The 26,250-nt window shown below is 64.4% G+C and carries 31 protein-coding genes; 14 read left to right on the top strand and 17 right to left on the bottom strand.

From position 1 onward, the window contains the following. Positions 1–11 precede the first annotated feature (11 nt). From ispE to QZ184_RS00575, 4 genes are read right to left on the bottom strand one after another with little or no spacing between them, the layout of a single operon-like run. A complete protein-coding gene (gene ispE, locus QZ184_RS00590; protein WP_296417674.1) occupies positions 12–944 on the bottom strand; it encodes a 4-(cytidine 5'-diphospho)-2-C-methyl-D-erythritol kinase in 933 nt (310 codons plus the stop codon). After that, a complete protein-coding gene (gene rsmA, locus QZ184_RS00585) occupies positions 937–1,773 on the bottom strand; it encodes a 16S rRNA (adenine(1518)-N(6)/adenine(1519)-N(6))-dimethyltransferase RsmA (protein WP_296415844.1) in 837 nt (278 codons plus the stop codon). The genes ispE and rsmA overlap by 8 nt, the downstream gene beginning before the upstream one ends. 38 nt (positions 1,774–1,811) lie before the next feature. Beyond that, positions 1,812–2,174 carry a YraN family protein gene (locus QZ184_RS00580; protein WP_296415881.1) on the bottom strand — a complete coding sequence of 121 codons (363 nt, stop codon included), beginning with the start codon at positions 2,172–2,174 and terminating at the stop codon, positions 1,812–1,814. A gap of 22 nt (positions 2,175–2,196) precedes the next feature. Further along, positions 2,197–2,436, bottom strand: a complete 240-nt coding sequence (locus QZ184_RS00575; RefSeq protein ID WP_296415845.1) for a hypothetical protein — start codon at positions 2,434–2,436, stop codon at positions 2,197–2,199. A gap of 137 nt (positions 2,437–2,573) precedes the next feature. Between QZ184_RS00575 and QZ184_RS00570 the strand changes: the two genes are divergently transcribed. Further along, on the top strand, positions 2,574–3,056 hold the full coding sequence (locus QZ184_RS00570) for a pentapeptide repeat-containing protein (protein WP_247478246.1): 483 nt from the start codon (positions 2,574–2,576) through the stop codon (positions 3,054–3,056). Continuing rightward, positions 3,056–3,493: a hypothetical protein gene (locus tag QZ184_RS00565; protein WP_296417672.1), complete on the top strand. Its 438-nt coding sequence runs from the start codon at positions 3,056–3,058 to the stop codon at positions 3,491–3,493. Before QZ184_RS00570 ends, QZ184_RS00565 begins: the two co-directional genes overlap by 1 nt. A 16-nt stretch (positions 3,494–3,509) precedes the next feature. Here the strand turns inward: QZ184_RS00565 and QZ184_RS00560 are convergent, their stop codons facing one another. Next, complete coding sequence (locus QZ184_RS00560) at positions 3,510–4,649, bottom strand: choloylglycine hydrolase family protein (RefSeq protein WP_296415848.1); 1,140 nt, start codon at positions 4,647–4,649, stop codon at positions 3,510–3,512. A gap of 109 nt (positions 4,650–4,758) precedes the next feature. On the opposite strand from QZ184_RS00560, the gene umuD reads away from it, so the two are divergent. After that, on the top strand, positions 4,759–5,205 hold the full coding sequence (umuD, locus tag QZ184_RS00555; RefSeq protein ID WP_296415849.1) for a translesion error-prone DNA polymerase V autoproteolytic subunit: 447 nt from the start codon (positions 4,759–4,761) through the stop codon (positions 5,203–5,205). Next, positions 5,198–6,475 (top strand): Y-family DNA polymerase, encoded by a 1,278-nt coding sequence (locus QZ184_RS00550; RefSeq protein WP_296417670.1) that lies wholly within the window; start codon positions 5,198–5,200, stop codon positions 6,473–6,475. Before umuD ends, QZ184_RS00550 begins: the two co-directional genes overlap by 8 nt. A 4-nt stretch (positions 6,476–6,479) precedes the next feature. On the opposite strand, the gene QZ184_RS00545 is transcribed toward QZ184_RS00550, so the two are convergent. Together QZ184_RS00545 and dnaG are read right to left on the bottom strand one after the other, a co-directional pair. Then, positions 6,480–6,752 (bottom strand): hypothetical protein, encoded by a 273-nt coding sequence (locus QZ184_RS00545; RefSeq protein WP_296415851.1) that lies wholly within the window; start codon positions 6,750–6,752, stop codon positions 6,480–6,482. Positions 6,753–6,854: 102 nt separating this feature from the next. Next, positions 6,855–8,951, bottom strand: a complete 2,097-nt coding sequence (dnaG, locus tag QZ184_RS00540) for a DNA primase (protein ID WP_296417667.1) — start codon at positions 8,949–8,951, stop codon at positions 6,855–6,857. A gap of 46 nt (positions 8,952–8,997) precedes the next feature. On the opposite strand from dnaG, the gene QZ184_RS00535 reads away from it, so the two are divergent. Beyond that, positions 8,998–9,873: an EamA family transporter gene (locus QZ184_RS00535; RefSeq protein ID WP_296417665.1), complete on the top strand. Its 876-nt coding sequence runs from the start codon at positions 8,998–9,000 to the stop codon at positions 9,871–9,873. Here the strand turns inward: QZ184_RS00535 and QZ184_RS00530 are convergent. Further along, positions 9,870–10,349 (bottom strand): hypothetical protein, encoded by a 480-nt coding sequence (locus QZ184_RS00530; RefSeq protein ID WP_296415852.1) that lies wholly within the window; start codon positions 10,347–10,349, stop codon positions 9,870–9,872. The genes QZ184_RS00535 and QZ184_RS00530 overlap by 4 nt on opposite strands. A gap of 22 nt (positions 10,350–10,371) precedes the next feature. Between QZ184_RS00530 and ruvA the strand changes: the two genes are divergently transcribed. The 3 genes from ruvA (at position 10,372) to QZ184_RS00515 (ending at position 11,790) form a co-directional block, all read left to right on the top strand. Beyond that, the gene (gene ruvA, locus QZ184_RS00525) at positions 10,372–11,025 is read left to right on the top strand and encodes a Holliday junction branch migration protein RuvA (protein ID WP_029626278.1); all 654 of its coding nucleotides are present in this window, start codon (positions 10,372–10,374) and stop codon (positions 11,023–11,025) included. A gap of 62 nt (positions 11,026–11,087) precedes the next feature. Beyond that, positions 11,088–11,357 carry a 30S ribosomal protein S15 gene (gene rpsO, locus QZ184_RS00520; RefSeq protein ID WP_010316819.1) on the top strand — a complete coding sequence of 90 codons (270 nt, stop codon included), beginning with the start codon at positions 11,088–11,090 and terminating at the stop codon, positions 11,355–11,357. A 1-nt stretch (position 11,358) separates the two neighbouring features. Then, a complete protein-coding gene (locus QZ184_RS00515) occupies positions 11,359–11,790 on the top strand; it encodes a PAM68 family protein (RefSeq protein WP_247478217.1) in 432 nt (143 codons plus the stop codon). On the opposite strand, the gene QZ184_RS00510 is transcribed toward QZ184_RS00515, so the two are convergent. From QZ184_RS00510 to QZ184_RS00470, 9 genes are all read right to left on the bottom strand, one after another. Next, positions 11,765–15,304 (bottom strand): DNA polymerase III subunit alpha, encoded by a 3,540-nt coding sequence (locus QZ184_RS00510; RefSeq protein WP_296415854.1) that lies wholly within the window; start codon positions 15,302–15,304, stop codon positions 11,765–11,767. The genes QZ184_RS00515 and QZ184_RS00510 overlap by 26 nt on opposite strands. A gap of 106 nt (positions 15,305–15,410) precedes the next feature. After that, entirely contained in the window at positions 15,411–16,871 is a 1,461-nt protein-coding gene (gene gatA, locus QZ184_RS00505; protein WP_296417663.1) for an Asp-tRNA(Asn)/Glu-tRNA(Gln) amidotransferase subunit GatA, read from the bottom strand. Between the two features lie 48 nt (positions 16,872–16,919). Then, the gene (locus tag QZ184_RS00500; protein WP_247478213.1) at positions 16,920–17,165 is read right to left on the bottom strand and encodes a DUF1816 domain-containing protein; all 246 of its coding nucleotides are present in this window, start codon (positions 17,163–17,165) and stop codon (positions 16,920–16,922) included. A gap of 53 nt (positions 17,166–17,218) precedes the next feature. Next, positions 17,219–18,868 (bottom strand): 23S rRNA (guanosine(2251)-2'-O)-methyltransferase RlmB, encoded by a 1,650-nt coding sequence (rlmB, locus tag QZ184_RS00495; RefSeq protein WP_296415856.1) that lies wholly within the window; start codon positions 18,866–18,868, stop codon positions 17,219–17,221. A gap of 18 nt (positions 18,869–18,886) precedes the next feature. Continuing rightward, a complete protein-coding gene (locus QZ184_RS00490; protein ID WP_156797920.1) occupies positions 18,887–19,186 on the bottom strand; it encodes a ribonuclease III domain-containing protein in 300 nt (99 codons plus the stop codon). 106 nt (positions 19,187–19,292) lie between these two features. Continuing rightward, a complete protein-coding gene (locus QZ184_RS00485) occupies positions 19,293–19,640 on the bottom strand; it encodes an STAS domain-containing protein (protein WP_010316811.1) in 348 nt (115 codons plus the stop codon). Between the two features lie 101 nt (positions 19,641–19,741). Continuing rightward, the gene (gene carA, locus QZ184_RS00480; RefSeq protein WP_296415858.1) at positions 19,742–20,887 is read right to left on the bottom strand and encodes a glutamine-hydrolyzing carbamoyl-phosphate synthase small subunit; all 1,146 of its coding nucleotides are present in this window, start codon (positions 20,885–20,887) and stop codon (positions 19,742–19,744) included. 25 nt (positions 20,888–20,912) lie between these two features. Further along, a complete protein-coding gene (trpD, locus tag QZ184_RS00475) occupies positions 20,913–21,941 on the bottom strand; it encodes an anthranilate phosphoribosyltransferase (protein ID WP_296415859.1) in 1,029 nt (342 codons plus the stop codon). 41 nt (positions 21,942–21,982) lie between these two features. Continuing rightward, entirely contained in the window at positions 21,983–22,297 is a 315-nt protein-coding gene (locus QZ184_RS00470) for a DUF3288 family protein (RefSeq protein ID WP_010316806.1), read from the bottom strand. 89 nt (positions 22,298–22,386) lie between these two features. Here QZ184_RS00470 and QZ184_RS00465 point away from each other — a divergent pair, with 89 nt between their 5' ends. The 6 genes from QZ184_RS00465 (at position 22,387) to QZ184_RS00440 (ending at position 26,182) form a co-directional block, all read left to right on the top strand. Further along, a complete protein-coding gene (locus QZ184_RS00465; protein WP_296415860.1) occupies positions 22,387–24,147 on the top strand; it encodes an ABC transporter ATP-binding protein in 1,761 nt (586 codons plus the stop codon). Positions 24,148–24,230: 83 nt separating this feature from the next. Further along, the gene (locus tag QZ184_RS00460) at positions 24,231–24,485 is read left to right on the top strand and encodes a hypothetical protein (protein ID WP_010316804.1); all 255 of its coding nucleotides are present in this window, start codon (positions 24,231–24,233) and stop codon (positions 24,483–24,485) included. 34 nt (positions 24,486–24,519) lie between these two features. Continuing rightward, positions 24,520–25,278: a peptide-methionine (S)-S-oxide reductase MsrA gene (gene msrA, locus QZ184_RS00455; protein ID WP_296415862.1), complete on the top strand. Its 759-nt coding sequence runs from the start codon at positions 24,520–24,522 to the stop codon at positions 25,276–25,278. Beyond that, positions 25,278–25,571, top strand: coding sequence for a hypothetical protein (locus tag QZ184_RS00450; RefSeq protein WP_010316802.1), 294 nt, complete (start codon positions 25,278–25,280; stop codon positions 25,569–25,571). Before msrA ends, QZ184_RS00450 begins: the two co-directional genes overlap by 1 nt. Continuing rightward, positions 25,571–25,753 carry a hypothetical protein gene (locus QZ184_RS00445; RefSeq protein WP_010316801.1) on the top strand — a complete coding sequence of 61 codons (183 nt, stop codon included), beginning with the start codon at positions 25,571–25,573 and terminating at the stop codon, positions 25,751–25,753. The genes QZ184_RS00450 and QZ184_RS00445 overlap by 1 nt, the downstream gene beginning before the upstream one ends. 42 nt (positions 25,754–25,795) lie before the next feature. After that, a complete protein-coding gene (locus QZ184_RS00440) occupies positions 25,796–26,182 on the top strand; it encodes a hypothetical protein (protein ID WP_363155066.1) in 387 nt (128 codons plus the stop codon). Positions 26,183–26,250 lie beyond the last annotated feature (68 nt).

Raw genomic sequence — 26,250 nt, 5'->3', positions numbered from 1 at the left:
TGGTGCTGCGTTCAGACCAGCGTGGCACCAGAGCCCGTGCAGCGGCACACCCAGGACTCAAAGCCAGCGGCTGCCAGGGGAGCGGCCAACTGCTGCTGCGCCGCTTCGGCGGCGTCCCGGTCGACGAACAAGGCGAACAGGCTTGGCCCTGAGCCGCTCATGGCCACCGCAGCGGCCGCCTCAGCCCGCCGCAGGATCGACAATCCCTCCCGAACGCTCGCCACCTCCGGCTCCACCACCCTCTGGAGGTCATTGCGGATCACCGGCAGGGGCGCTCCGCCGCTCAATCCCTGCAACAACGCTGCCTCACGTAGGGCCTGGCGCCGCTGCTCAAAGTCGGCCTCAGTCGAGAGGTAGTCCGCTCCAAATTGCTCCCGGCACTGCCTGTAGGCCCAGGGGGTGGAGACGCTGGACTCTGGATGCTTGATCAGCAGCACCCCCAGTGCAGGGGGCTCCGGCAGGCCTGCGGACTCCAGAACCTCGCCCCGGCCAAAGCACAGCTGGGTGCCGCCATCCAGGCAGAACGGCATGTCCGAGCCGAGCTCAGCGGCCATCGCCAAGAGCTGCTCAGCGCTGAACCCACAGCCCCAAAGCGTGTTCAGACCCACCAGAGCCGCCGCACCATTGCTCGAGCCCCCCGCCAGCCCTGCCCCAATGGGGATGCGTTTGGTCAGGTGCATTGCCACACCGAGCTCGGGCAGCCCCACTCGCTGCTTCAGCAACTCAGCCGCCTTGACGATCAGGTTGTTGCCATCGGTCGGCAGGTCCGAGCGATCACAGCGCAAGCTCACCGCTCCATCAGCCGTCGGGATGAGGCTGATCGTGTCGGCCAAATCCAGGGTCTGCATCACCATCGCCAGCTCGTGAAAGCCGTCAGGGCGAAGGCCCAGCACCTCGAGATGCAGGTTGATCTTGGCGGGGGCGCTGACCTGCAGCTCAGCCATGGCGAGATTGCGTCGAGTCCGGGATGAGCCGATTCAAGCCCGCCGCCAGGCTCACCCAACGCTCTGGTGCCACCTCCTGGGGACGCTGCTGCAGACCGATCTCCGCGGACTCGGTCAGGCTCTGCAACTGCTCAGCCTCCACCAGGCCCGAGAGGGTGTTGCGCAGCATCTTGCGGCGGGCAGCGAAACAGCGTCGCAGCAGCATCTCCACCGTTTTGGCCAGGGCTGGATCCAGTCGCTGCTCGAGCGCTAAGGGATCCAGGGCCACCACCTCACTCATGACCTTCGGCGGCGGTTGGAAGCAGCGAGGGGGCACAGGACAGACCGTGCTGCACCGCGCCAAGAGCTGCATCCGCACACTCAGGGCGGAATAGGCACTACTGCCGGGACGGGCCCGAATCCGCTCACCCACCTCCTGCTGCACCAACAGCACCAAACGGCGATAGGGCTGCAGCGCTGGGCGATCAAGACGTCCGACCAGGCGCTCCAACAGGGGCCCTGTGATGTTGTACGGAATGTTGGCGACCACGGCGGTGGCCTCCGGCAGCTCCACCGCCAACACATCCCCTTCGGTCAACGAGAAGCGCGGATTCGCACCAAAGCGCTCCTGCAGGCCCGACACCAGATCACGGTCCAGCTCAACGGCGCAGACCGCGCGGGCGGAGGACTCCAAGAGCCGCTCGGTGAGGGCTCCTCGACCCGGGCCCACCTCGAGGACCGTGTCAGCGGCGGTCAACGCAGCGGCCTGAAGAATCCGATCGAGCACGGACTGGTCCTTCAGCCAGTGCTGGCCAAAACGTTTGCGGGCGCGATGGGCCGCGAAGGACATCAGAGGACGGGCGCAGGCCTACGTCCACATTGCTTCACTCAGCGCCAAGGCAACCAACGCACAGGCCGGCGGCTTGGGGGCAGTGGGACCAAGGCACAGATCCATTCCCAGTGGCAGTCCTGATACTGCGGATGCCGCTGCAACCAGAGCATCAAGCTGCTCTCCAGCCGCAACCGCTTGGGCCGCTTTAGGGCCGCCATCCCCCAGGCGTCCAGACCCGAGCGGGATCGGCCCTTGACCTCCACCAACAGCAGGCGCCCAGGTTTGTGGAGCAGCAAATCGAGCTCACCCCAACGGCAACACCAGCGCTGCTCAAGCAAGCGCCAGCCAGCGGCCTGCAGCAGCCGCAGCGCCCGCTGCTCAGCCCAGTGGCCCTGCCGTTGTGAAGGGGAACGTCCGATCGCCTGCAGCCAGCACTGCCCCTCAGGATTCCCCTGCGGATGGCAGCTGACCGCGCAGCTGCCGCAGGCAGTACTTGCAGCCGCCCGTGGTCACCAGGTGACGCTCGGGCGTGATCGAGATCTGACGGACCGGATGCTCCCGGCAGCGGATCTTGATCGGCGACTTAAAACTTCTGTATTGGATGCCGCTGTAGTCGTAGCGCTCCCCGAAGCGCGCCCTGGCCCGGGCCAAAAACGTATCGCGGTCGATCGGGTTGCCCATGGGCCTGCACTGGCGGTCGATCGCTCGACCCGTTCCGCTCAGTGAACCAAAAACGAGAGGGTCGTGAGGTTAGGAGAACAACCAACCGTCCCCACCCAAACAGCCTGCCTAGGGTTGCCAGGCACCGGCTCTCCTCCATGCGTCGCTTCTTCCGGTCCCTGCTGTCCTCAGCGCTGCTTGCGCTGATCCTCCTTCTGGCGCAACCCGCACAGGCGGCGATGGACTACGCCAAGCAGGTGTTGATCGGCCACGACTTCGCCGGAGTCGACCTGCATGGCGCGACCTTCAATCTGACGAACCTGCGGGAAGCGGACTTCCACGGGGCCGACCTGCGCGGCGCCAGCCTCTACGGCGCCAAGCTCCAGGACGCCAACCTCGCCGGAGCGGACCTCAGCGACGCCACCCTCGACTCGGCCGTCCTCGAGGGAACGGACCTGCGCAATGCGGTCCTTGAGAACGCCTTTGCCTTCAACACCCGCTTCAAGGACGTCCTGATCGATGGGGCGGACTTCACCAACGTGCCCTTCCGCGGTGATGTCCTGAAAACCCTCTGCGCCAGTGCCAGCGGCACGAACCCCGTGACCGGTCGCGTCACCAAAGACACCCTTGAGTGCAGCTGATGAGCTTCGATGCCCGCAGCCTGGAGCGCCTGCAAGAACTCGGCCGCTCCCTCCCCAAGCCCCTTCCCAAACCCGAGACCAGCGTCGAGCCGAAGCGGGCCTCCGCCAAACGCCATCGCGTTGAGACCGAGACCGATCCCCAGGCGCTATTCGGGGAATTGATGAAGGCCAGCCAAGACGGGACGGTCCCCCCCCATCTGATGGATCGCCTGCGCCAGGCGGAAGCCGATCAAGAGCGCAAACGGCAAGCCGCCCAACGGGAGCAGCTGCAATCCCTACAAGGCCAAACCAACCGCAGCCCTGGTGGCCTGCAAGCCCAGGGCAAACCCCAGGAACTCCGGCCCAATCAGCAGCGCCGGCGCCCCGCCAACAGCGAAGAACAGGATCTCTATGTGGCCTTCCAGCAGTTTCTGCTGGAAGGGGACGAGGAGAGCTGAGACCAACCCCTGGGACTCAGGGACGGAGCTCAGTGATCTGAGGGCGCTGATCCAAAGCCATCACCTGAATCGTTCCCCCATCCAAGGGCAGGCGATCAAAGCGAAGGCTGCGCAGATCTGGATTGTCGTAGGTCTGGATGTAATAGACGAGGTTCTGCTGATCAGCGGCAACACTCCACTCGGTGATCTCATAGGTGCTCGTGGCACCGGCGCCCCCAAAGGCGCCCCCGGGCGGTAACTGCACGCTTCCCGGCGGCAAATCAAACTGACCCAGGATTCGGAAGGCCGTCCCCACCTGCTGCTGGCTGCTCAGGTTGGTGGGCGCGAAACGACTCAGTGTCAGGGCCCGGATGAAGCGGGAGGTCGCCAGAAAATCTCCGGGTAGGCCATGCAGACCTGCGCCCGTACTGGCCGGGGGCAAGGCCAAGCCGTTGATGCGCATCTCCGGCGGTGGCATCGCGCTCAGATTGGCGTAGTTCCCTGCTGCCGCCAGGTGATACGGGAAGGGCGGATCGTTGGTATAGGTACCCGTGGGGTTGTCCATCAGGTTGAGCACCCCGTCGATGTATTCCACCGAAAGGCTCTGGCCGCTGCGATCGTGCAGGGTCATGTGAATCGGCAGCGGTCCACCGAAAGCCGGGACGCTGGCGCCGTTCACCAAAATCTTGGGCAAGCCGCGCTTGACCTCCGCGATGCTCGCGAAGTTCGTCAGCACATAGGTCAGCAGCTGCGCGCTGTTGATGGAGCGCTGGGTCTGCCCCGGCGGGACCGTTTGAAACTTGGCGTAGCCCGCGAAATACAGCAGTCCGCCGGCCAGGCCCTTTTCATTCATCCCATCGGGGACGACATCCTTGAGTCCCAGGGCATTCAGGCCCACCACGGCGTAGCGGCTGGTCCAGGCCAGACCATTGCCCTGCCCTCCATCGGGGCCATTGCCCCGCAGTGGCGTACCCCGCTGAATCAGCACGGCCTGGCTGTTGAGCGGCTGGCCGAATTCCATCGTGCGCGCATAGACCCGACCGCCATCGGATCCGCGCAGCACAAAGCTGGTGCACGCCCGCAGAGGCGAAGCCGTCAGCCCGCCCAGTCCCGCAGCCGCCAGAGCGGCGACGAGCGAGTGAGCCGGCCGGCGCAGGCGGCGAATCCATCGCTCCATCGATCCAGGGACAGGCACAACCACCACCCTGACCATCCGGGACGGAGACGGCAACATCAACCCCAGTGGTACACCTGAACTATCCTGCAGGGGTGTGTCGGGTGCGTGCATGTCGGTCCCTGTTGTTCTGATCGGCGGGCTGCGGGACGAGCGCCCGCGGCGGCCGCTTCCCTTGGCCAGCAGCACCGTGGCCGCCGGCTTCCCCAGCCCCGCCGACGACTACATCGATGTCGGCATCGACCTGAACGAGACCCTGATCCGGCACCCCAGCAGCACCTTTTTTCTGCGGGTGAGCGGTGATTCGATGGTCGAGGCCGGGATCCAGCACGGCGACCTGCTGGTGGTGGACCGCAGCCTCGAGGCCCGACCGGGCCATGTCGTGGTGGCCGTGCTCGACGGCGCCTTCACCTTGAAGCGCCTGGCCCGCCACCAAGGGCGGCTGCGGCTCGAAGCCGCCAACAGCGCCTACCCCCCCTTGGAGCTGCACCACTGCGGCGATGTGCAGATCTGGGGTGTCGCCATCCACGCCATTCACAGCCTCGCCACCCATGGCTGACGCCCTCGGGCTGATCGATGCCAACAACTTCTATGCCAGCTGTGAGCAGGCCTTCGATCCCGCGCTCCTGGGGCGCCCCGTCGTGGTGCTCTCCAACAACGACGGCTGCGTGGTCTCCCGCAGCAGCGAGGCCCGGCAACTCGGCATTGGCATGGGCAAGCCCTACTTCCAGATCGCGGAGCAACTGGAACAGCACGGCGTGGTCGTGCGCAGTTCCAACTACGCCCTCTACGGCGACATGAGCCAACGGCTGATGAGCAGCCTGGAGCCCTTCGTCGCCGAGCTGGAGGTGTACTCGATCGATGAGGCCTTCGTTCGTCTGCCGAGGCCCAAAAGCGGTGACCTCCTTCCCTGGGCCAGTGCCCTGCGCAGCCGGATCCGCCACAACCTGGGGCTGCCCATTGCCATCGGCCTGGCCAACAGCAAGGTGCTGGCGAAAGTGGCGAACCACATCGCCAAGGGAGAACGGCAACACGCTGGTGTCTTTGACCTCAGTCCACCCGAGGAGACCACCGCCTGGCTGGAGCAAACCCCGGTGGAGGAGATCTGGGGGGTCGGCCGACGCCTGAGCCGCTGGTGCCGGCTACGGGGTGTCAGCACGGCGCAGCAACTCAGGGACATGCCCAGCGGAGAACTGCGGGCCAAAGCCGGGGTGGTGGGTCTGCGCCTGCAATTGGAACTGCAGGGCATCAGCTGCCTGCCGCTGGAGCAGCAACCAGCGGACAAACAGGAAACCTGCGTCAGCCGCAGCTTCAGCCGGCCCGTCACCACCGAAGAGGAACTGCGCCAGGCCATCGCCAGTTATGTCAGCCGCGGCGCCGAGAAGTTGAGGCGGCAACGGCAACGGGCCGGACGGCTCACGGTCTTCGCACGAACCAGTCCCTTTGCCCCAGGCTTCTACAGCCAGGCCGCCAGCGTCAGCCTGCCCCTCGCCAGCAACGACACCGGGGTTCTACTGCGGGCCGCCAGCCAGATGATCTCCAGCCTCTACCGGCCCTACAAGCGCTTCGCCAAGGCGGGAATTTTGCTGCAGGAGCTGCAGCCCGAGGCGCAGTTGCAACACCACCTGCTGCAGCCGCTCAGTGGCGCCGAGCAACAGCGGCGGGAGGCGCTCATGGCCAGCATCGATCGGCTCAATCGCCGCCATGGCCGCGGAACGGTGCAATGGGCCGCCTGCGGCCTGCAGCCGGCTTGGCTGATGCGACGGGAACAGCTCTCCAGGGCCGCCACCACGCGACTCAGCGACCTGCCCACCGTCTGGGCTCGCTAGGCCGTCAAACGGCGCCGTATTTGGCGGTGCTCTGCTTCACACAGAAGGCTTTGGCCTCCTCAATGGAATCGCGCTGCTCGATGCGTTGGGCCACACAGTTGCAGGTGTCTTGAACCATGCCCGGCGGGGGGGATTTGCCAGCGGCCTTGAAGTCCGCATTCATCGCCCTGGCGCACTGGTTCTGAATGATCTGAACGACCATGTTTTGCGCCGAAGCAGGCGCAGCAAAAAGCAGGGTGCTGCCGCTCAAAACGGCCACACCAGCAGCGCGTGTCACGAGCAAACGGGCGTCAGTCAGGGGAAGAGCCGGAACGGTTCAGATTGGTGATAGCAGCGCTGAAGCGGAAATGGCAGAGCTGTAGGGAAAGAACAGGCAGCCCTAGGCCGGTTGGGCGTCCTGGACAATCACGTCCTCAAAACTGGCGCGACGCTGGGAATCGAGGTGATCGATGTGTTTGCGCTCGTTGTAATAGAGGTCCTGAAAGCGCAGGGCATCGCTGTTGAGTTCAGCGAACATGGCCTCAATGCGGGCCTCCATGTCCTGGCTGGCGCCCTGGGGAACAGGATCCGGCTGCTGGCTGTCATCGAGCAGACGGGCGATACAGCGCTCGAGGGTCTCCAGTCGTTGACTGCTCCAGGCATCCAGAAGGTGACGACAGCGTTTGACGCTGCGCTGCCGCTCGAGGGCTGCCGTGGCACCACGCAATTGCAAGGGTGGGTTGCTGAGGGCGAGTCGCTGAACGTCGCTGGGCTCCAGCAGGGGAGTCAGGCGGGCGAGCAATTCCGTTGGCAGTCCTGAGTCGGGATCATCCGCCAAGAGCAGCTGATCGCTCAGTAACCGCGGCAGATCGAGGTCCGCGAGATCGGAACCGGCCTCACTGCCACGGTTGATCGCCTCCAGCCGGCCAACACCGAGGTTGTCTTCCTCGAGGGAGCTGATCACCGCCCAGAGCTGACGGTGATGGGCGATGGCGAAGTCATCGAGCTCGCGGCGGCGCAACTCAGCGCGGATCGGACCGCGATAGGCCGGGCAGTGGAGATAGAGGCGCAGGACCTCGGCCTCGGCCCGCTCCCGCAGGCCCGCCTCACCGGGCTGCTCCCAGCGGCGGGAGCGCCCATGCCAGCGCTGACCTTTGACCTGCTGGCGCAGGTCGTCCTCCAACTGCAGAGCGAGCCGCGCCTGGCCACCACTGAGGCGCTCGGCCACCTGCTGGAGGTAGCGGGAGCGAACGGCGCTGGCGGGCAGCTTGCCCAGCAGCGCCACCAGATCCGTGACCGCCTTTTGGAACTGGTCGGCCTTGCTGAGGTCGCAGCCGTGCAGGACCTGGTCGATCTGCCAATCGAGCCAGAGGGGGGATTGATCCAGCAGGGAGCGGTAGTCCCCTGCGCCGTGCTGCTTGAGGAATTCATCGGGGTCCTTGCCGCTCGGCAGGTGGAGAACCCGCAACTCCAGCTGCCCCTGCAGGGCCAACTGCTCCACCTCGCCAATGGCGCGCTGGGCGGCCCGGACACCAGCGCCATCGGCATCAAAGTTCAGGATCAGCCGTTTGCCGTCGCAGCAGCGACAGAGCTGGGTGATCTGCTGGTTGCTCAGGGCTGTCCCGAGGGCCGCAACCGCATTGGTGATGCCCGCGGCATGGAGGGCGATGACATCGAAATAGCCCTCCACCACGACCGCGCGATCGGCCTTGCGGATCGCATTGACAGCCTTATCGAGGCCAAAGAGGTGTTTGCCCTTCTCAAACACCTCCGTCTCCGGAGAGTTCAGGTACTTCGGCTCACCGCCATCGAGGCTGCGGCCACCAAAGCCAATGATTCGGCCCTGGCGATCCGCGATCGGAACCATCACCCGATGGCGGAAGCGGTCATAGAAGCCATCCCCGCCGCGGCGTGGCACCACCAGCCCGGCCGCCTCCAATAGCTCAGGACTGAGTCCCTCCACCTGTTGGAGATGGCTCAGCAGACCATCCCATCGCTCCGGGGCATAGCCCAGACCAAAGGCCTCAAGGGTGGCCTCATCAAGACCACGGCTGGTCTTGAGGTAGTCAAGGGCCGCGGCGCCCTCCGGAGCGCGCAATTGTGAGCGGAACCATCCAGCAGCCAGGGAGAGGGCCTTGTGGAGTTGATCCCGGCGCGAGAGCTGCTGCCGCAGTCGTTCCTGCTGAGGACCCTCCAGGGTCTCCACGGGAAGCTGGTACTTGCGCGCCAACTCCAGGACGACGTCACTGAAGCTCTGACGCTGCAACTCCATCAAAAACTTGATCGAGTTGCCGCCGGCGCCACAGGAGAAGCAGTAGTAGAACTGCTTGGCCGGTGACACCGTCATCGACGGTGATTTGTCGTCGTGGAAGGGGCAAACCCCGACGAATTCCCTGCCCTTCTTTTTGAGCACAACGTGCTCGCCCACCACATCGACGATGTCAGCGCGCTCTTTAACGGCCTCGATCGTGCGGGGATGGAGGCGAGGGACTGACACGCTCCGGGCGCAAGTGACGCTCCAGGATGGCAGGGCTGGCCTGTGGATGCTGTCCAGCACGCTGAGCTTCAGCCTGATGGGGGTCTGCGTCAAAGCGCTGGGCGGCCGGATCCCTGTGGCCGAGGTGGTGATGGCTCGCTCCGCCATCAGCCTGGTGCTGAGTGTCGCGATGCTGCGGCAGGCCGGTCTCGATCCCTGGGGACAGCGCAAAGGGCTGCTGATCCTGCGGGGCGCCATCGGCACGGGGGCCCTGTTCTGCGTCTTCGCAGCCCTGGCCCAACTGCCCCTGGCACCCGCCACGGTCCTTCAGTACCTGCAGCCCACCTTCACGGCACTGCTGGCCTGGCTGCTCTTGAAGGAAAGACTCGGGGCCAAGGTTTGGATCGCCGCGCTGCTGGGCTGGCTCGCGGTCCTGATCCTCAGCAACCCGATGGAGCTCATGGGCCTGCTTGGGCCCCTCGGCAGTCGATTACTGCAGGTTCAGGCCACGCCCTTGCCCATGGGGGGCGTGCTGTTGGCCCTGGCGGGAGCGCTGTTGTCGGCTTGTGCCTACGTCAGCGTGCGTGCCCTTGGCCGCACCGAGCATCCCCTGGTGATCGTTTTTTACTTCCCCCTGGTGGGGTTGGTGCTGACGGCGCCACTGGTGCTGCTGCAGCCGGTTTGGCCAAGCAGCTGGGAACTCTTGGCCTTAATCGGCGTTGGGGTCTTCACCCAGCTGGGCCAGATCGGCATCACCAAGGGATTACTGGGGATGCCAGCGGCGCGAGCGACGGCCATGAGCTACGGCCAGGTGCCGCTGGCTGCCCTGTGGGGATGGCTGCTCTTCCAGGAACCCCTCGACCCCGACACCACCACGGCCGCGGTGCTCGTGCTGGCCGCAACGCTCCTGAGCCTGAAACCACAGCGGCGCCAAGCCGCCTAGCTCTGCTCACCCTTCAGCGGAAGGGGATAGGTCAACCAATCCTGGGTCGCGCCGTCCTCACTGCCACTGGGCCGGGCCAAGCGCCAGCTCTGGCCCCGCTCACCGCGCTGCAGATACAGGTCAAAGGCGCTATCGACGCGAATGGGATCCCCGGCCAGCCGCCAATCAAACCGCCCCGTGAGATGGATGCCTTTGCCGCCGCCAATGGGGAGGCTCTCCTGGGATTCCACCCGCACCCGGCTGACCTGGGGTGGGCCAGAAGCATCCAGGGTCAGGGCATCGGCGATGGAGCGCTGGGTGAGATCGATCTGCAGCGCAAGGGCCGAGAGCAGCACCTTCTGGGGAGGCTGACCAGAACCGCCACATCCACCCAGCCCGAGGGCCAACACGGCTGACAACAGCAGGGCCAAAGCCCAGGTCAACAGGCGAGAAAGTGGTGCAAGGCGATCAGCCTGGGCGGTCAGACCGGGCAGCATGGCGGGCAGTAAGCGTCTCCCCATGATCGGCTGGCTGCAAGGGCAACTCGCCGATCGCTGGCACCTGAACAACCGATTCGGGGTCCTACTCGTCTGCTCAGGGGTGGGCTACGAGGTCCAGATGCCCCGTCGCCACTGGGATCAGCTCGGAGGAAACGGCACCGAGGCCGCCCTGCATGTCCACCAGGTCATTCGCGAGGACAGCTGGACGCTCTATGGCTTCTGTGCACGCCATGAGCGCGATCTCTTCCGCGAACTGGTGGCCGTCAGCGGCGTCGGCCCGCAGATGGCCCTGGGGCTGCTTGGGCAACTGAGTTGCGAGGAGCTGGTGCGCGCAATTGTGCAGGCCGATCTTCGCCAGCTCTGCCAGGCGCCGGGGGTGGGGAAGCGCACCGCCGAGCGGCTCTCGGTGGAACTGCGCACCCGGCTCCAGCAGCGCTACGGGGAAAGCCTGCAGTTGAGCCAGTCGGACGATCTGCAGGTCAGCGACAGCGGAGAGGGGCCGGCCGCGGGCGTTCGGGAAGAGGTTCAGCTCACCCTTTCGGCGCTCGGCTACGAAGCCCTGGAGATCAACCGGGCCCTGCGGGCGATCAGCCCACAGGGCCCTGAACTTGGGGAGGACGGCGACGCCTGGCTGCGGGAAAGCCTGCGCTATCTCTCCCGCGACGTGGCCTGAGACCTGGGTGTCCCACGGGGCAGTAAGTTGGTTGTTTGCACCGTCAGGGCCAGACGCCGCGCATGCCGCTCGACACCACCAAGAAGCAGGAACTAATCAACGCTCACCAGACCCATGGCACCGACACCGGTTCCGTGGAAGTTCAGGTGGCGATGCTGAGCGAGCGCATCAGCAAGCTGAGTGGTCACCTGCAGGGCAACATCCATGACTTCTCGTCCCGCCAGGGTCTGCTGAAGATGATCGGCCGCCGCAAGCGCCTCCTCAGCTACCTGCGCAGCAACAGCGAGCAGCGCTATTCCGACCTGATCAAAAAGCTCGGCATCCGCGGCTGAGATGGCAAACGAGGGGAAAAACCGCTCCCGCCCGCAGAAGGGCGGCGGCGGACTCGCGCCAAGCGTTCCCCCGAGCCAATCCAAAGCAGCCCAAGGTCGCTCCAAGCCGACCAACCCACAAGCCATTCCACCGGCCGTCGCCAATCGAATGGCGCGGCGGGTGGGCATCGCCACCGGCATTCCCACGGTGATGGGCATGGCCACCTTCATCGTGAGCTATGTGGTGGTCAGCCGTGGAATTCTGGACATTCCCCCCGCCGCCACCCTGGTGACGTCTGGGGGATTTTTCCTGTTGGGCCTGCTCGGATTGAGCTACGGGGTCTTGTCAGCAAGTTGGGAAACCTCAGCAGGAACCCTGCTGGGATTCGAGCAGATCGGCGTGAACATCAGCCGGCTGCGCAACTCCGTTAAGCGGCCACCAGCTTCGAGCTGAGCCGGGCCCGGAAGGCCTGGGCCTCCAGACTGCTGAGGGCGGCACGACTGTCGCGCACGCAGAACTGGTGGCCCAGGCGCACGTAGCGCACCTGGCTTTGGTCCTTGACCATCGCCACGACAGGGACACGAACACCTCCCTCGTCTTTCTCGGTGCGGTGCTGGTTCAGGCATTCCCGCAGCTTGTGCTGAATGGCGATGTCGCTGGCCTGCGGTCCATCCAGTTCCACCACAAGAAACTGGAGCTCGTCGATGACACGGCAGTCGTCCACGATCAGCTGGACCTGTTCATCGCGCCGGTCGACGGAGGCCCAGACCAGCAGCCGGGCATCGACCATCAGGTGATCCGAAAGGCGGGCGTAGGTCTTGGGGAAGACCACCGCTTCACAACTGCCGCTGAGATCCTCCAGCTGCAGGACCGCCATCCGATCCCCCTTGCGCGTGGTCACCGGGCGTAGGCCTGAGACCATGCCAACGACGCTGACCCGCGCCTTATCGGCCTGCTCCTCGAGGCCACCCAGGCCGACGGGTGAAAGCAACTGGACCGGTCGGGTCAGCTGCTTGAGCGGGTGATCAGAGAGATAGAAACCCACCAGTTCCTTCTCGAGCCTGAGCTTTTCGGTGGGCGGATAGTCCTTGACCGGTGCCGCCTTGGGTGCGGTGCTCAGGTCAGATCCACCCCCCTGGGTCTCCTCTGCATCCCCGCTGGCTGGAGCCGCAAACAGGTCAAAGAGATTGCCCTGGCCACTGGCGCGGTCGCGGGCGCGGGACGAGGCCCAATCAACGATCAAATCCAGATCGGCCATCAGCTGGGCCCGATTGGCCTCCGGCTCGAGGGCGTCCATGGCACCGCAATGGATTAACGCTTCCAGGGAGCGGCGGTTCAAGGTGGTGCCGGGAATGCGATCACAGAGATCGGCAAGGGACTGGAAGGGACCGTCACTGCTGCGGGCCTCCAGCAGGGCACGAATCGCCCCCTCGCCGAGATTGCGCACGGCCGAGAGGCCAAACAAGATGCGATCGCCGACGGGGGTGAAGTCAATCCCGGAGGCATTCACATCGGGGGGCATGACCTCGATCCCCATTGCATTGCAATTGGAGATGTAGCGCTGCACTTTGTCGGTGCTGCCGGCATTCACCGTGAGCAGCGCCGCCATATAGGCAACGGGGTAGTGGGCCTTGAGGTAGGCGGTCTGATACGTCACCGCGCCATAGGCGGTGGAATGGCTCTTGTTGAAGCAGTACTCCGCGAAGAGCACCATCTGGTCGAAGAGCTCATCGGCGATCTTGGCGTCGACACCGCGCTCACTTGCACCTTTGACAAAGATGTCTCGGTGCTTCTGCATCTCCGAGACTTTCTTCTTACCCATGGCCCGGCGGAGAAGATCCGCCTCTCCAAGGGAATAGCCCGCCAGATCCTGAGCGATCTTCATGATCTGCTCCTGGTAAACCATGATCCCGTAGGTCTCCTGCAGGATCGGCTCCAACTTGGCGTGGGCGAAATCAATCGCCTCGCGGCCGTGCTTGCGGTTGATGAATTTGGGAATCAGCCCCGCGTCGAGCGGGCCCGGTCGGTAGAGGGCCAGGATCGAGGAGATGTCCTCCAGGGACGAGGGCTTGAGGTCCCGCACGATCTGGCGCATCCCACTGGATTCCAGCTGAAAAATGCCCTCCAGGTCTCCACGCGCCAGCAGGCCAAAGGTGCCTTCGTCATCCAAGGGAAGGGCATCGGGATCGATGCTGACCCCTGAGCTCTGCTGCACCAGATCGACGGTTTTGTCGATCATCGTGAGGTTTTTCAACCCCAGGAAGTCCATCTTCAACAGACCCATGGACTCCACGTCTTCCATGAAGTACTGGGTGATCACCTGACCGTCGTTGTTGCGTTGCAGCGGAACGACTTCATCGAGGGGATCGGCGGCGATCACCACACCCGCAGCGTGGACGCCAAAGGTTTTGTTGGTTCCCTCAATGCGCATCGCCATGTCGACCCAGCGCTTCACTGCGGGATCGCCGAGGTACTTCTCGCGGAACTCAGGGGCGGGTGATTCCTCACCGATCATCTCCTTGAGCTTGGCGGGTTTGCCGCGCACCACCGGAATCAACTTGGCGAGACGATCGGCATCGCCGTAGGGGATATCCAGCACCCGGGCCACATCCTTGAGGACGGCCTTGGAGGTCATCCGGTTGAAGGTGATGATCTGGGCGACCTTGTCTTCGCCATAGCGCTCGGTGACGTAGTCGATCACCTCACCACGTCGCTCGATGCAGAAGTCCGTGTCGATATCAGGCATCGACTTGCGCTCTGGATTCAAGAAGCGCTCGAAGAGCAGACCGTTAGTGACCGGATCAATGTTGGTGATGCCGAGGGCGTAGGCCACCAAGGAGCCGGCGGCGGAACCGCGACCAGGGCCCACCGGGATGCCGTTGTCTCGGGCAAAGCGGATGTAGTCCCAAACCACCAGGAAATAGGTCGGGAAGCCCATTTGCTCCATCACCTGGAGCTCGAAATCGAGGCGTTCGCCATAGGTGGCCTCGAAACCGCTGCCCTCCGGAAGCCCCAGGCGCGCGCGTAGTCCCTGCTCGGTCACCTCCCGCAGATAACTCACCGGGGTGTGCCCCTCGGGGATTGGGAAGCGGGGCATTTGATAGCGCCCAAGGATGTCGTAGTCCTCGACCTTCTCGGCCACCAGGGCCGTATTGGCAACGGCCTCGGCCACCACCTCGGGCTCCAGGTGGTCCGCGAAGAGTCCGAGCATTTCCTGCTCGCTCTTAATGAACTCCGTCCCCGTGTAGCGAAGACGCTTCTCATCGGTGACCAACTTGCCCGTCAGCACGCACAGCAGGGCGTCGTGGGCCTCGGCGTCATTGCTGGTGAGGTAGTGGGCATCGTTGGTCGCCACCAACGGAATCCCCAATTCCTTGGAGATCTTCGCCATCTCCACATTGACGATCCGATCTTCCGGGGAGCCGTGGTCTTGAATCTCGAGGTAGAAGTCGTCACCAAAGACCCCCTGGTACCAACGGGCCACATCCCGGGCCACATCGGGGCGGTCCCGCAGGATCGCCTGGGGGATTTCACCGCCCAGACAGGCCGTGGCAATGATCAGGCCCTCGCTATGGCGCTCGAGGGTCGGCTTATCGATGCAAGCTCTGGAGAAAATGCCCCGCCCGCGCATGCCCCGCAGGTGGCTGATGCTGGTGAGCTTGACCAAGTTGCGATAGCCCACCGCGTTCTTGGCCAGGACAACCAGGTGGTAGCGGCGCTCCTTCTTCGGTGGGTTGGGGTCATCAATGGAGCCATTGATGACATACATCTCGTTGCCGATGATCGGCTTCACGGAACTGCCGCGGCAGAGCTTCAGCAGCTCAATCGCGCCGTACATCACACCGTGATCGGTCAGGGCGATCGCCGGCATTCCCAGCTCCTCAGCCCGCTTCACCATGGCCGGCAGCTGACTTGCCCCATCCAGAAGGCTGTAGTCGCTGTGGTTATGGAGGGGGACGAAGGCCAAGCGCGAAGAAAGCGGTGGAGCCGAGGCTGAGTCCAGGCTAAGCCGGCAACACCAGATTCAGGGTCTAAGCCACCACTTCTTCAGCCCGGCACGCCACCACTAGGGATCAGGGCACCAAGGACGCCTGGGGACGCTTGTCCATCACGCGCGCGGCCTGCTCGTAGTGATAAGCGACCTGGAGCAGGCGCTCCTCTTGAAGAACACCGGTGATGAGTTGCACGCCAATGGGCAGGCCAGCCCCATCAAAACCGCAGGGGAGGCTGATGGCCGGCAGACCGGCCATGTTGGCGGGAATGGTCAACAGGTCAGCCAAGTACATCGCCAGGGGGTCTTCAGCGTGGGCGCCGAAGCCAAAGGCAGTGGTGGGTGAAGTGGGGGTGAGCAACACATCCACCTGACCAAAGGCGGCGTCGAAGTCACGGCGAATCAGGGTGCGGACCTGCTGCGCCTTTTTGTAGTAGGCATCCACGTAGCCGGCCGAGAGGGCATAGGTGCCAATCAGGATCCGGCGCTTGACCTCGTCACCGAAGCCTTCGGCACGGCTGCGGGAGGTCATCTCCGCCAGGCTCGCGGCATCCTCAGCCCGGTAGCCGTACTTCACGCCGTCGTAGCGGGCCAGGTTGGCGGACGCCTCCGAGGGGGCAATCACGTAGTAGGTGGCGATGCCGTCGTTGAAGCGGGGGCAGCTGACATCAACGAGGTCACAGCCCAGGGCCTCAAGTTGGGCCGCAGCGGCCATCACCGAGGCTTTGACCTCAGGGTGCAGGCCCTCGGCTTCAAAACACTCCCGCACAATGCCCACACGCAGCCCCGCCACCGGTTGGGTCAAGGCCGCCCGGTAATCGGGAACGGGGGCCTTCAGACAGGTCGAATCGCGGGGATCCTCACCGGCGATCACCTGGAGCAACTCGGCGGCATCCGAGACGCTGTTGGCGAAGGGACCCACCTGATCCAGGGAGCTGGCGAAAGCCACCAAGCCATAGCGGCTGACACGGCCGTAGGTGGGTTTGAGGCCCACCACCCCACAGAAGGAGGCGGGCTGGCGAATGGAGCCGCCGGTGTCTGATCCCAGGGAACCAACACACTCACCAGCTGCCACGGCGGCGGCACTGCCACCGGAACTGCCCCCGGGAACCTTTTCGGTGTTCCAGGGGTTGCGGCTTGGGCCGAAGACTGAGGTCTCGGTCGAGCTGCCCATGGCGAACTCGTCGAGATTGGTTTTGCCAAGCAGGACTGCGCCGGCACCCCAGAGCCGATCGGTCACCGTGGACTCATAGGGGGGAACGAAGTTCTCCAGCATCCGGCTGGAGCAGGTCGTTCGGATCCCGCGGGTGCAGAGGTTGTCCTTGATCGCCAGGGGAACACCCGCCAAGGGCGGGAGCTCAGCACCAGAGGCCCTCAGGGCATCAATGCGGTCGGCATCGGCACGGGCCCGTTCAGCCGTGACCTCGGTGTAGGCCTTAACGCTGGGCTCAACCGCCTCGATGCGGCTGAGGTGATGGTCCGTGAGCTCACGGGCGGACACATCGCCGCTTTTGAGCTGGTCGCGCCACTCGGCGATACCCATCAAACCCAGGTCCAAACCAAGGGTTGACGCTATCAGCCAACCCGTGAGCTAACCCTCGGCCGCAATGGTCAGGGGCTCGGCGCGCCGGGTCTTGATCAGGGAGTGGTTGACCTCAGCAGCTCCTTCGCTGCGGAGGTCAGCCAGAAAAGGAGGCAGGGCAGCCTCAAGGCTGCTGCGCCGGATGTAGGGACCAAACCAGTAGGTCACATCCGGCCGCCTCGTTTCAACGCGGGCCCACCAAGCCAGACCAAACCCATTGGCAATGCTGCGCAGAGGCCGAAGAAGGGGCGTCATCCAGACGGGAGGCGATAACACCATTCTGGCTCCGGAATGGGCAAGCGCAGCATTCAGAGCTTGATGTCGGAGGAGAACGTCGCGGTTGGATCCGTCCCATCGGCCCCATCGGTCTGTTCGACAACCGCAGCTGAATCCCCCTGGAACTCAGCCATCACATCGGCCACCAGCTGATCGGCACGGGCCTCTTCAGCGGGACTGAGAACGATGTCGTCCTCGGGAACGGCGGAGGTCGCTTCTGCACTGCCTTCTTCCGGCAGCTCCAGGGGGGCAGGCGTTGGCAACTGAGGACGCACGATCCGCGGGGCCGGCGCGGCCCCCGAGATCTGCTTCATCCAGCCGCGACGGGCCACCTCATAAAGAACCATCGCGGTGGCGACCGAGGCGTTCAGGCTGGGGGTAGCGCCACGGATCGGGATCCGCACCAGCTGATCGCAGTGCTTGCGGGTCAGCATCGAGAGACCATCCCCTTCTGAGCCAGTCACCACCACCAGGGGACCGTCCAGGTCAGCCTCACTCAGGGCAACACTGCCCTCTCCCGCCAGACCAATCACCCGATAGCCCTCGTTCTTCAGACTGTCGAGGGCGCGGTTCAGGTTGACCACTCGGGCCACGGGCAGGTGCTCCAGGGCTCCAGCAGCCACCTTGGCGACGGAACCGGTCAGACCGGCACTGCGGCGTTGGGGCAACACCAGTCCATGGGCGCCGAGGGCTTCTGCGCTGCGGACGATGGCCCCAAGGTTGTGGGGATCGGTGATGCCGTCGAGGGCCATCAGCAGCGGGGGCTCACCCAGGTCGCGGCAGCCATCGATCAGGGTGCCCAGATCCAGGGTGTCGGCGGCCGCAGCCTGCATGACGATGCCCTGGTGCACCGCCCCATTGGTCAGCTGGCCGAGACGCGACCAGGTGACCTCCTCCACCAGCACGCCGCCGGACTTGGCTTCCCGCAGCAACTGAAGGAAACGGGGCTGAAAACGCATTTCCGGGGTGCACCAGATGCGGTGCACGGGACGGCCGCTCTCCAGGGCCGCCTGGGCCGCATGGCGCCCCCAGATCAAATCATCGGCGGGATAGGCGTTGAACCGTTCGGCCTCACCAACGGGAACCTCGACGGCGATGGGCTTGGCCTGGTCGCGATCACGGGAGAACGGCTTGCGCCCGCCACCCTGCTCGTCGCGACGACCCCCAAAACGCCCCTTGCCGCCAGGGCGGTAACCGTCCCGGCCGGACTCTTGAGCCTCGTCGCGGAAGCGATCAGAGGAGCGTCCCTTCAAAAACGGGCGGCCCTGGGGTCGCGGGCCGCGGCGCTCGGGCCGACTGGAGGCCTCACCCCGGCTATCGGGGCGGCCTTCCGAACGGGAGAAGCGCTCACGTCTCTCGCCACCACCACCGCGCTGTTCTCCGTCGGGACGCCATTCGCCGCGGGGAGAAAACGGACGGGACGAACCGCCACGGAAGCCAGATCGGTCGCCAGGACGACCTCCAGGACGGCCACCGGAGCGGTATCCCGGACGTCCACCGCCGGCCTCGTCCCCGCCAAAGCGGTTGCCACCCCGATCCGATCCGAAACGCTCGCCGCCAAAACGGTCGCCGCGACGCTCGCCGCCGGATCGATCATCGGCAAACCGTCCGCCGCCGCGGGGTGGCTTCCCTCCACCTGGGCCCGAGCGCTGGTCCTTACGACGATCAAAACGGGGGCTCATGGTTGTCAGGCAAAGGGGTTATCGGTCGGCGTCCTCGAGTTCTGCCAGCAGCTGTGCAAGGCGGCTGGGGTTCTGCAGAAAGAGCCAGCCCACCATTGTCTCAAATCCCGTGGCCTTGCCATAGACACCAGCCTCTCCCTTGCGGGGCCCACGACCCGCTTTATTGCGTCCACGCCGCACCCACTCCAGTTCGGCCTCCTGGAGCAATCCCTTCTCCTGCAGGCGATCGAGGGCCTCCGCCTGGGCATCTGCGCGGACATCCGCCACAACGGCTCGATGCAAATCGGAACTGCGTCCCGGCTGGCGGCAGCGGCGCATGCGCTGGTGCAACTCCCAGACCGCATCCCCTAGCCAGGCCAGCTGAAGCGGACCCAACTCCCCGGGCCATCCCGGTGCTTGGAGTTGGGTCAGCCAGGCTGCCGAATCAGGCGGCGATGGCTCCGAGGGCGGTGTTGAGGTCTGGCTGGAGATGGAGAAACTCCTCAAGCCTTACCAGTTTCACCGTCTGGACGACCCTGGCATTGCCGACCACTAAGAACTGGATCTTCTGGTCGTTGCAGTGTTTAGCGAACTGCACCAGGGCACCGAGACCCGAGGAATCGATGAAATCGATCTTGCTCAGGTCCAGCACCAGCGGCTGCGGGGTGCTGGTGAGGTGGTCGTTGATAAAGGCGAGAAATTGCTTCTCGGAGTAAGCATCCAACTGCCCGGTGAAGCTGAACAGGAGACATCCGTCCTGCTGTTCAAAACCACCGCGTAGAGAGACGGTCAATCGCTGCAGATCAGTGATGGCTGCTGACCTCTGACGTCACTGGCGATCGCAGTGTAGTGAGGGTTTTCGAAACGGGCACGACCGCAACAAACTGCGATCGATCAGCCCCGTCGCTCGCTCATCAGCGCGGCAAAACGGCCGAAGTGATGGTCGGCATCGTGGGGGCCAGGACTGGCCTCTGGGTGGTACTGCACCCCGAAGATCGGCTTCTGGCGATGGGCAAAGGCCGCAACGGTTCGATCGTTGAGATTCAGATGGGTGACCTCCATCTGATCGGCCGGGAGCGAGTCAGCGTCCAAGGCGAAACCGTGGTTTTGGCTGGTGATTTCCACCACACCGGTGGTCCCGCACGGGTGGTTCAGACCGCGGTGGCCATAGCCAAGCTTGAACGTGCTTCCACCAAGGGCTAGACCCAGGATCTGGTGCCCCAGGCAGATCCCGAACAGGGGCAGTGCCTCCTGCTCAACCAACGACTTCGCCAGGTTGATCCCACTGGTCACAGCCGAGGGGTCGCCAGGGCCGTTGGAGAGGAAAACACCTTCAGGCTGGCGCTCGAGCACCTGCTCCAAGGTGGCGTCGGCCGGCAGCACCGTGACATCGCAGCCATGGGCCACCAACCGTTCGAGGATGGCCCGTTTGATGCCGAAGTCGATCGCCACGACCTTGTACGGGGTCGCGGGATTGTCCTGGAGGCGTTGATCGAAGGCAGCAGGGCAAAGGGATGACCAGGTGTAGGGCTCCCTGGTGGAGACGTCCTTCGCCAGGTTCAAACCAGCCATTGACGGCATCGCCTGGACCCGCTCCAGCAACTGCTGGGGCGTGCTGCCGTCAGTACTGATGGCACCGTTCATGGCACCGCCCTCGCGCAGGTGGCGCACCAGGGAGCGGGTATCAATGCCGGAGATGCCGACCACGCCGTGTTGCTCTAACCAGGCCTCGAGGCTGCCTTCACTGCGCCAGCTGCTCTGGGTGGGAGCCAACTGACGGGCGATCACACCGCGAACATGGGGGACATCGGCCTCTTGATCACTGCCGTTGACCCCGGTATTGCCCAGTTCGGGATAGGTGAAGGTGACCAACTGCCCGGAATAGCTGGGGTCGGTCATGACCTCCTGGTAACCGGTCATACCGGTGTTGAAGACCACTTCACCGAAGGCCGTCGCTCTGGCGCCAAAGGCTTCACCACGCAACACCAGGCCGTCAGCCAACACAAGAAGGGCTGGTTGAGGGGTGGGTGAGCTGCTCATGCCGACATCTTCCCTTAAGGGAGTTCTAAGCCAGGGCCTGACTGAGGCTGCGCAGCCGCGCGTAGGCGGCTCCACTCTCCATGGCGGCCTGCGCCAGAGGCAGGGCTGCCGCAACGGAGTCAGCCAAGCCAGCGGCCCAGATCACCAGGGCCGCGTTCAGGGCCACCACATCCTGTTGCGCCTGGCTCCCCTGGCCCTGGAGCACGGCCTCCAGGATCCGAGCGTTGTCCTCCAGTTCTCCACCCCGGAGGGCCTCCATCGGAGCGAGGCTCAAGCCCAGCGTCTGGGGATCCAAGAGCTGGCGTTCCACCTGTCCGTCCTGGATCAGACGCAACTCACTCGGGCCAGAAAGCGATGCTTCATCGAGCCCGCCATGGCCAAAGACCACGACGGCACGGCGGCAGCCCAAGCGGGCTAAGGCATCGGCCATGGGATCGAGCAACTCCGCTGCTCCGACACCAAGGACCTGATAGTCCGGCCTGAGGGGATTGACCAGGGGACCCAGCAGGTTGAACACCGTTCTCACCCCCAGGGCCCGGCGCAGGGGGGCCAGTCCAACCAAGGCGGGATGCCAGCCCGGAGCAAATAAGAAGGTGACGCCGGCGGCATTGAGTGCCTGAACCACCACGTCGGTTGGAGCTTTGAGGTTCAGTCCAACCGCTTCCAGAACATCGGCAGAGCCGACCTTGCCGCTGGCACTGCGGTTTCCGTGCTTCGCGACCTGGGCCCCACAGGCGGCGGCCACAAAAGCAACGGCCGTCGAGATGTTGAACGTGTTGGCCCCATCCCCACCGGTGCCACAGGTATCCACCAGTTCAAGGTCAGGCCGGGCACAGGGCAGGGGTGCAGCAGCGCGCAGGACCTCAGCCATGGCCGCCAGCTCCTCACCGTTCATCCCCTTGGAGCGAAGGGCCGCGAGGAAGGCGCCCGTTTGAACGGGCTCGAGCTGTTCAGACAGCCAGGCCTCCATCAGATCGCGTGCCTGCGATCCCTGCAACGACTCACCGCGCAGGAGTTGATCGAGAAGGGCCGACCAGGACTGGGGGGCTGTCATCAAAACGCAAGAACGAAATTGGTCTCTAGCAAAAACAAGGCTCAGGGACTGTCCTGATCGGACGTGTCAAAACCAGATCCGACGGCCTGAGGTGCGGCTTCAGCCCCCGGCCGATAGCCGCCAGCCCAGATCGCCCGCGTGCGCTGATGCAGTTGCTCGCGGCTTAAGCCCCACAGACGCAGGGTCTTCTGGAGATCCTCCTGAAGATCCAGGGCCCCGGGAAATCCCTCGTAACGCATCAACAGGCGACCCAGCTCCACCAGATCGGCATCAGCAGGGGCCTCAGTGGCCAACAAGCGGTCCACCAGGTCGCGTTCGGTTCCATAAAGAGGATGAGACTGCTGGTTCTCGTCCATCGAGCCGACTGAGGGTGCGCCGGCACAGCATCGCTCAACAACGCTGTTCTGGGGTCGCTGCCTAGGTTGGCGAAACCTTGCCTTGATCCATGGCGGCGATCCGCTTCGGACTGATCCAGCGCTACCTGCGGCCCTATCGGCGCACGGTGCTTCTGGGCGTCGCCGCCCTAGTGGTCGTCAACCTCTTGAGCGTCACGATCCCGCTGATGGTGCGGGGCGTCATCGATGACCTCCAGGACGGCTTCACCTACAGCGACGTGCTGCGGCAGGCGGGAATCATCGTCGTGCTGGCGACCCTCATGGGGGGCGTCCGGCTGGTCTCGCGAATGCTGGTCTTCGGAGTGGGCCGGCAGGTGGAGGCCCAGCTGAAGCAGAAGATCTTCGATCACATGCTCCGCCAGGAGCCCGGTTGGGTGCAGAGCACCGGCAGCGGCGAAGTGATCAGCCGAGCCACCAGTGATGTGGAGAACGTGCGGCGCCTGCTGGGCTTTGCGGTGCTCAGCCTCACGAACACCGCCCTCGCCTACGCCCTGACGCTGCCGGCGATGCTCGCCATCGACCCACTGCTCAGCCTGGCGGCGGTGGGGCTCTACCCCTTGATGTTGACCACCGTTCGACTCTTCGGCGGCCGGATGATGCGGCAACAGCGCCGTCAGCAGGAAGCGCTCGGTGAATTGAGCGATCTGATCCAGGAGGACCTCTCCGGCATCAGCGCCATCAAGATCTATGGCCAAGAACGCACCGAGCGGGAGGCCTTCGAGCGGCGCAACAAGCGTTACCGGGATGACGCTCTCCAGTTAGCCCGCACCCGCAGCACGCTCTTCCCTCTCCTGGAGGGCATCTCGTCGGTCAGTTTGCTGTTGCTGCTCGCCCTTGGCAGCGGGCAACTGGAGAGCGGTCGCCTCTCCATCGGGGATTTGGTGGCCTTGATCCTTTACGTCGAGCGACTGGTCTTCCCGACGGCCCTTCTGGGATTCACGCTGAATACCTTCCAGACCGGCCAGGTGAGCCTGGAGCGCGTCGAAGAGCTGCTGCGCCGGACGCCGCGCATCCAATCCCCTGAGGCACCAAAGCCAGTCCCTCAACGGACGGGCAGCCAAGCCGCTGGGATCGAAGCCCGAGGCCTCACCCTGCGTTACCCCGACGCGGAGCGCAACACCCTTGAGGACGTCAGCTTCCGCCTTGCCCCAGGGGAACTCGTGGCCGTTGTCGGACCCGTGGGATGCGGCAAAACCACCTTGGCCAGGGCCCTGGGCCGGATGGTGGACGTGCCTGAAGGGCAGTTGTACCTCGATGGGACTGACATCACAGCCCTCGACCTCGAGCAGCTCCGCCAACAGGTCGCCCTGGTCCCCCAGGAGGGCTACCTCTTCACTGCGAGCCTCGCCGACAACCTCCGCTATGGAGAACCAGACGCGGATCAAGCGCGGATCGAGCAGGCAGCGGAGCAGGCGCGACTGGCCGCTGATGTGCGGGGCTTCCCCGATCGCTACGAAACCCTCGTAGGGGAGCGCGGCATCACCCTGAGTGGCGGACAGCGCCAGCGCACAGCCCTGGGTCGTGCCCTGCTGGTTCAAGCCCCGCTCTTGGTGCTCGATGACGCCCTGGCCAGCGTGGACAACAACACGGCCGCCGACATCCTGAGCTCGATTCGCGCCCAGCGGGACCGAACGATCTTGATGATCAGCCACCAACTCTCAGCGGCAGCGGCCTGTGATCGAATCCTTGTCCTGGACGAGGGGCGCCTGGTGCAGCAGGGACACCACAACGCGCTCCTCGAGGAAGCCGGCACCTACCGCAGGCTCTGGGAGCGGGAACAGGCGGAGGAACAACTCACGCGCGTGGCTTGAAGGACAGCATCGTTCTTGCAACATCCCAGGACAAGCCCGCTTGAGCTCGCTTAGCTGGAGGGACGCCTCCGCTGAGCGCCCCCATGCTCACCAGCTCTGCCTACCGCCTGCGCTGCACCCTGACCTTTGGCGATATCTACGGCCAGATCCTGATTTGGATGCTGGTCATCTTTGTCAGCCTGGCAGCCGGACTCGCGCTCATGGGCGCCAGCAAACCGATCGTGGCCCTGGTGGGCGTTGGGCTGATCCTGGTGCTGTCCCTGCCGTTTTTGCTCTTCACCTTCACCACAACCCTGCTGAATCACATCGCCCTGGAATCGACTTCGAGCGAGGGTTGAACTTCCTAGGCTCTGGCCAGCAAAGGCTGTTGTGGTGTTCGGACTGTTTCAGGGCATGGGTGGATCAAAGACAAACCTGATTGCACCAGAAGCGGCCCTACCAGGACGCCCCGATCCGATCGCGACGGCGGATCGTCACGTGGTCCTGGGTACAGCGCTGAAGGCTCCGTTGAGCACCAGTCAGCAGGAAGCCCTGTTTGGCTGCGGCTGCTTCTGGGGCGCCGAGAAGGGGTTCTGGCGCTTGCCCGGGGTGATCACGACCGCGGTGGGCTACGCCGGTGGCTACACCCCGAACCCGACCTATGAGGAGGTCTGCTCCGGCCGAACCGGTCACACCGAAGTCGTGCGTGTGGTTTGGGATGTCAACGCCATTGATTTCAGTGATCTCCTGAAGCTCTTCTGGGAATGCCACAACCCAACCCAGGGGATGGCCCAGGGCAACGACACCGGTACCCAGTACCGCTCATCGATCTACGTCAACGAGCCCAAGCTCCTGGCGGTCGCCAAGGCCTCATCTGATCGCTACCAGCAGCTGCTGAATGGCTCCGGCAAAGGAGCCATCACCACGGAAATTGCCCTGGGCAAACCCTTTTTCTTCGCCGAGGGCTATCACCAGCAGTACCTGGCCCGTCCAGGCAGCCGCCCCTACTGCTCCGCACAACCCCAGGGGGTCTTGCTCGATGAGCAGTGGGAGGGCTGTCACTACAAACTCCCCGCGGCGGTCTGGCAGAACTACGACTGGAGCATCAGCCACTGCGTCCTGCGGGGAGACAACAGCCCAATTCGCCTTTGATGTTCGGACTTGCCCTGTTGATGGCTCAGGCCATGCAGTCCCCCTGGTGGGAGGACTACGCGATCAAGGATCGCTACCTCTGCCATGACAAGGGAATGCTGGTGATCGAGCGCAATCAATCCCAGGCCTCCCTCATCAGCGGTGGATACCGCAGAACCTTTTTTCGGCTGCAGAGCAACGAACCTGGCGTTCGCTACAGCAGTGACGGCATGGAGATGATCCTGCGTGGCGATGAGCTCACGCTGGAGCAACTGCCGATGCGGATGCAGTGCCTACGGGTGGATCAGGTCTGATGAACCCCTTACCGGATCGAACCGTGATCATCGGCATCCTGGCCACCTTGGGGCTGGTCTTTGCACTGGTGTTTTGGTATGTCCGCCTGGCGCCCAGCACCGAGCCACCGATGCTCTGGAAAGAGCAGCCCGCCCTGGAGCGCCCCAAACCGCTTCAGGCGCGCCCGGCTGACCTGATCTAGGCAGACAGCTCTGGCTCTGCCCCCCTTGGGGGAACGCCTGGCTTGCGGAACAATGGCGCCGGCGCTGACGCGGAGCCAAGACCCATTACCGAATCGGCTGAGAACAACGCCCCTCGGCAATTGCACCCCCTTCCCCGCGGATTGGTGGAGCTCTACGGGCTGCTGGCCGTTCTGTTTGTGCTGGTGCCTGAGTGGATGGCCGACGGTGCCCTCTCAAGCCTGAAGCCGGGCGGCGTGGGCAGTGCTCTGCCGCCGACCGCCACCGCCTGGCAGAAGGTGCCTGAATTGCGCCTGGCCTCGATGAATCTGCGGGAATTAAGGGAGCTCGCTCGCGCCCTGCGCCTCTGGGGCTACGCGGGCCTGAACCGCGATCAACTGACCCGGCGAATGCTGCGAAAAATCCGCTCGAAACGCGGCAAAGCGCTGTGATAGCTTCTTTCTCGCCGGGGCGTAGCGCAGCTTGGTAGCGCACCACTTTGGGGTAGTGGGGGTCGTGG

This window comes from Vulcanococcus sp. DEBay_Sum22DG08_74, from assembly GCF_017852955.1.
Taxonomy (GTDB): domain Bacteria; phylum Cyanobacteriota; class Cyanobacteriia; order PCC-6307; family Cyanobiaceae; genus Vulcanococcus.
The sequence above is the reverse complement of the archived record's forward strand: the minus strand, read 5'-3'. Positions and strand labels throughout refer to the sequence as shown.

What these genes read in the sequence shown, in the direction of transcription:
- ispE (WP_296417674.1), bottom strand. Translation starts at nt 944, where the DNA reads ATGGCTGAGCTGCAGGTCAGCGCCCCCGCCAAGATCAACCTGCATCTC.
- rsmA (WP_296415844.1), bottom strand. Translation starts at nt 1,773, where the DNA reads ATGTCCTTCGCGGCCCATCGCGCCCGCAAACGTTTTGGCCAGCACTGG.
- QZ184_RS00575 (WP_296415845.1), bottom strand. Translation starts at nt 2,436, where the DNA reads ATGGGCAACCCGATCGACCGCGATACGTTTTTGGCCCGGGCCAGGGCG.
- QZ184_RS00570 (WP_247478246.1), top strand. Translation starts at nt 2,574, where the DNA reads ATGCGTCGCTTCTTCCGGTCCCTGCTGTCCTCAGCGCTGCTTGCGCTG.
- QZ184_RS00565 (WP_296417672.1), top strand. Translation starts at nt 3,056, where the DNA reads ATGAGCTTCGATGCCCGCAGCCTGGAGCGCCTGCAAGAACTCGGCCGC.
- QZ184_RS00560 (WP_296415848.1), bottom strand. Translation starts at nt 4,649, where the DNA reads ATGGAGCGATGGATTCGCCGCCTGCGCCGGCCGGCTCACTCGCTCGTC.
- umuD (WP_296415849.1), top strand. Translation starts at nt 4,759, where the DNA reads ATGTCGGTCCCTGTTGTTCTGATCGGCGGGCTGCGGGACGAGCGCCCG.
- QZ184_RS00550 (WP_296417670.1), top strand. Translation starts at nt 5,198, where the DNA reads ATGGCTGACGCCCTCGGGCTGATCGATGCCAACAACTTCTATGCCAGC.
- QZ184_RS00535 (WP_296417665.1), top strand. Translation starts at nt 8,998, where the DNA reads ATGCTGTCCAGCACGCTGAGCTTCAGCCTGATGGGGGTCTGCGTCAAA.
- QZ184_RS00530 (WP_296415852.1), bottom strand. Translation starts at nt 10,349, where the DNA reads ATGCTGCCCGGTCTGACCGCCCAGGCTGATCGCCTTGCACCACTTTCT.
- ruvA (WP_029626278.1), top strand. Translation starts at nt 10,372, where the DNA reads ATGATCGGCTGGCTGCAAGGGCAACTCGCCGATCGCTGGCACCTGAAC.
- rpsO (WP_010316819.1), top strand. Translation starts at nt 11,088, where the DNA reads ATGCCGCTCGACACCACCAAGAAGCAGGAACTAATCAACGCTCACCAG.
- QZ184_RS00515 (WP_247478217.1), top strand. Translation starts at nt 11,359, where the DNA reads ATGGCAAACGAGGGGAAAAACCGCTCCCGCCCGCAGAAGGGCGGCGGC.
- gatA (WP_296417663.1), bottom strand. Translation starts at nt 16,871, where the DNA reads ATGGGTATCGCCGAGTGGCGCGACCAGCTCAAAAGCGGCGATGTGTCC.
- QZ184_RS00500 (WP_247478213.1), bottom strand. Translation starts at nt 17,165, where the DNA reads ATGACGCCCCTTCTTCGGCCTCTGCGCAGCATTGCCAATGGGTTTGGT.
- rlmB (WP_296415856.1), bottom strand. Translation starts at nt 18,868, where the DNA reads ATGAGCCCCCGTTTTGATCGTCGTAAGGACCAGCGCTCGGGCCCAGGT.
- QZ184_RS00490 (WP_156797920.1), bottom strand. Translation starts at nt 19,186, where the DNA reads ATGCGCCGCTGCCGCCAGCCGGGACGCAGTTCCGATTTGCATCGAGCC.
- carA (WP_296415858.1), bottom strand. Translation starts at nt 20,887, where the DNA reads ATGAGCAGCTCACCCACCCCTCAACCAGCCCTTCTTGTGTTGGCTGAC.
- trpD (WP_296415859.1), bottom strand. Translation starts at nt 21,941, where the DNA reads ATGACAGCCCCCCAGTCCTGGTCGGCCCTTCTCGATCAACTCCTGCGC.
- QZ184_RS00470 (WP_010316806.1), bottom strand. Translation starts at nt 22,297, where the DNA reads ATGGACGAGAACCAGCAGTCTCATCCTCTTTATGGAACCGAACGCGAC.
- QZ184_RS00465 (WP_296415860.1), top strand. Translation starts at nt 22,387, where the DNA reads ATGGCGGCGATCCGCTTCGGACTGATCCAGCGCTACCTGCGGCCCTAT.
- QZ184_RS00460 (WP_010316804.1), top strand. Translation starts at nt 24,231, where the DNA reads ATGCTCACCAGCTCTGCCTACCGCCTGCGCTGCACCCTGACCTTTGGC.
- QZ184_RS00450 (WP_010316802.1), top strand. Translation starts at nt 25,278, where the DNA reads ATGTTCGGACTTGCCCTGTTGATGGCTCAGGCCATGCAGTCCCCCTGG.
- QZ184_RS00445 (WP_010316801.1), top strand. Translation starts at nt 25,571, where the DNA reads ATGAACCCCTTACCGGATCGAACCGTGATCATCGGCATCCTGGCCACC.